Here is a 2935-nt window from a genome sequence, read left to right as displayed (position 1 = left end):
GGATCCTCCCTCCAGCAATGGTACCGGCACCATGCGCACCGGAGGCGCACCCCCAGCTCCCGGCTGGGGAGCACGTCCGTCATCACGCCCCCGACCCGCTCCGGCACGCGGGCAATGCAGTATTTGAGTTATGGGTAATGCATAGGGCGGGGACGGGGTAGGGTGGAGGCGTGTCGCCAATCACTGCCAGGAGCAGCACAAGCATAACCCGCTCTCCTATCATCACTCTGCCACCGCACCTGAGTGCGCAGCGCAGCATCGTTTCCGTCCGTGCCCTTTTGCATCATCGACAGCACAATGCTACATTCCAAGAACAACATCTCTCGCAGCCCCTTGACTCTGCCTGATACACGTTATATAGTTCGATTATCGGTAGCAATCCTCTCCATACGACTGACGTTTCAGTTTGTACAGACGCGCCTGGCGCGACATCGGTACTGAGTGTCTGTTTAAAAACACATCCCAACCATATCAACCGTATCAGACAGCGTAGTCTACAAAGGAGGTTCGCATGGTCACCTGGCGTCCAGATCCTACGTTCTATCCATCACCACGGATGGCGATTAAGGCTCCGGCCGAGAAGCTGGCCTATGTGGTTCGCCTCAACCCAATGGCAAACAGCAAGCCCGATGCAATGTGTGTCGTGGATGTCGATAGCCAGTCGAGCACATTTGGTCAGGTTGTTGGGGTCACCGACATGCCCTACACCGGCGGTGAACTCCACCATTTTGGCTGGAATGCGTGCAGCTCAATGCTCTGCCCAAATGCACCACATCCCCACGTCGAACGCCGGTATCTGGTTGTGCCGGATATTCGCAGCTCGCATATTACCATTCTCGACACGAAGCCCGACCCCACCCAACCAAAAGTAGTGAACGTTATCGATCCAAATGAACTTGCCGAACGCACCGGGTATGCTCGTCCGCATACCGTTCACTGTGGGCCAGACGGTATCTACATCTCGGCGCTAGGAGCACCCGATGGGGAAGGACCAGGCGGGATTTTCATCCTCGATCACGACAACCTGGAAGTGCTTGGTCGCTGGGAAATCGACCGTGGCGATCAGTATTTGCATTACGACTTTTGGTGGCACCTCGGCTATGACACACTGCTGACCAGTGAATGGGGCACCCCACGTATGGTCGAAAGCGGCGTTCTCGGCGACGAGCTATTAGCCGGCAAATATGGCCATCGCCTCCACGTATGGGACCTCTACCGCCGCCGTCATTTGCAGACCCTTGACCTGGGTGCCGAATATCAGATGGCGCTGGAATTGCGCCCGGCCCACGACCCGACCAAAGCCTACGGCTTCATGAACTGTGTGGTGAGCCTGAAAGACCTTTCAGCATCCATCTGGCTGTGGTATCGCGACAACGGTTCCTGGCACCTAAAGAAGGTGATCGACATTCCCGCCGAACCGGCGTCCGAAGACCAGCTTCCTGCGATTCTGCAACCGTTTAAGGCAGTACCACCACTGGTTACCGACATAAATCTGAGTGTCGATGACCGCTTTCTGTACGTCTCGTGTTGGGGCACAGGTGAACTTCGCCAGTACGATGTGTCTGATCCGTTCAACCCTCGCCTGACCGGCATAGTACAGATTGGCGGCATTGTTCGGCGGGCCGGGCATCCGGCAGCCGCAACCGAACTCAACGGTGGGCCGCAGATGGTGGAAATCAGCCGCGATGGCCGCCGGGTCTACTTCACCAATTCGCTGTATCGGGCGTGGGACGAACAATTTTATCCAGACGGGATCAAGGGCTGGATGGTCAAGGTAGATGTCAACCCCGACGGTGGCATGCAATTCGATCCCAATTTCTTCGTCGATTTCGGTGATCAGCGGGTACACCAAATCCGGCTTCAGGGTGGTGACGCATCGAGCGATTCGTACTGCTTCCCATGATCTGGCTAAAGTGTTGGGAATACGATCATTACCGTCATCGTGAGGATCTACTCGTGGCGCAGGCGTACCGGAGCAATGCTCCGGCACGCAACCAGCACTACGACAACTGGTTCGTAGCACCATCCCGTAAAGACATATCAGTCCAAGGATTCTGCCGGTGGATCAGACAACGACCTTGATCTGGATATCGCTATTCGCGCTAGGCCTGTTTCACGGCATAAACCCTGCGATGGGCTGGTTGTTCGCCGTCGGGCTGGGATTACAAGAGCAGCGTTTGCAAGCTGTGTTGTATGCCTTCGGCCCAATTGCACTCGGTCATGCGGCGGCAATTGGCGTGGCGGCGATTGTCGTTGCCCTTCTGGGACAAACGCTGCCCACCGACCTCTTGCTCGTATTGACCGGCGTAGCACTCTTGTTGTTCAGCGGATGGCGGCTGCTGGTACGTTTTCGCCATCCGCGAACCCGTTTCCGGGCCAATTGGTGGCAGCTTGTCTCGTGGTCGTTCCTGATGGCAACCGCCCATGGTGCCGGCCTGATGGTCGCACCATTTCTGGCAATGATGACACCGACCTCACATGCGCTACACGCCGGTCACGCTCATCATAGCCCGGTCCTGAGCGAGTCGCTGGGAGTAGCCTTACTGGCGACAGGTGTTCATACGACCGGTATGTTTCTTGCTATGGTTGCGGCGGCACTGGCTGTGTACTGGATTATGGGGCTTGAAGTACTCCGCCGGGCCTGGATCAATACCGATCTGATTTGGATTGCCGTTCTCACCATTACCGGTGGCATCACCCTGGGATGGGGATTGTGGGAGATATGGCTGGTGTAGAAACTGCCCGACCTAGTGGGTTAACGTAAACCGGCGAGTTAAAGCCCTACCTCAAGTCGTCAAAGCCCCGGTAGGACTGGCCTGTCGCAGAGATGGAAGCGGGCGTACTGTTGTTTAGAACTTGTTTTGCTTTGTTGCAACGATCGGATCAATCGAGACGCACGTACCGATGGATAGTATAGACCAATCCGTTGCGGATC

At 56.3% G+C, this 2935-nt stretch carries 2 protein-coding genes; both read left to right on the top strand.

The genetic code is table 11. The annotated features are described in order from the left end of the window. Positions 1-511 precede the first annotated feature (511 nt). Positions 512-1903 (top strand): selenium-binding family protein, encoded by a 1392-nt coding sequence (locus VAE55_RS16590; protein ID WP_322816836.1) that lies wholly within the window; start codon positions 512-514, stop codon positions 1901-1903. 157 nt (positions 1904-2060) lie between these two features. Then, positions 2061-2735: a hypothetical protein gene (locus tag VAE55_RS16585; RefSeq protein WP_322816835.1), complete on the top strand. Its 675-nt coding sequence runs from the start codon at positions 2061-2063 to the stop codon at positions 2733-2735. Positions 2736-2935: the final 200 nt, after the last annotated feature.

Source organism: Chloroflexus sp. (assembly GCF_034432675.1).
Classification (GTDB): Bacteria; Chloroflexota; Chloroflexia; order Chloroflexales; family Chloroflexaceae; genus Chloroflexus.
Note: the sequence above shows the minus strand (reverse complement) of the source record. Positions and strands in the feature narration are given on the sequence as shown.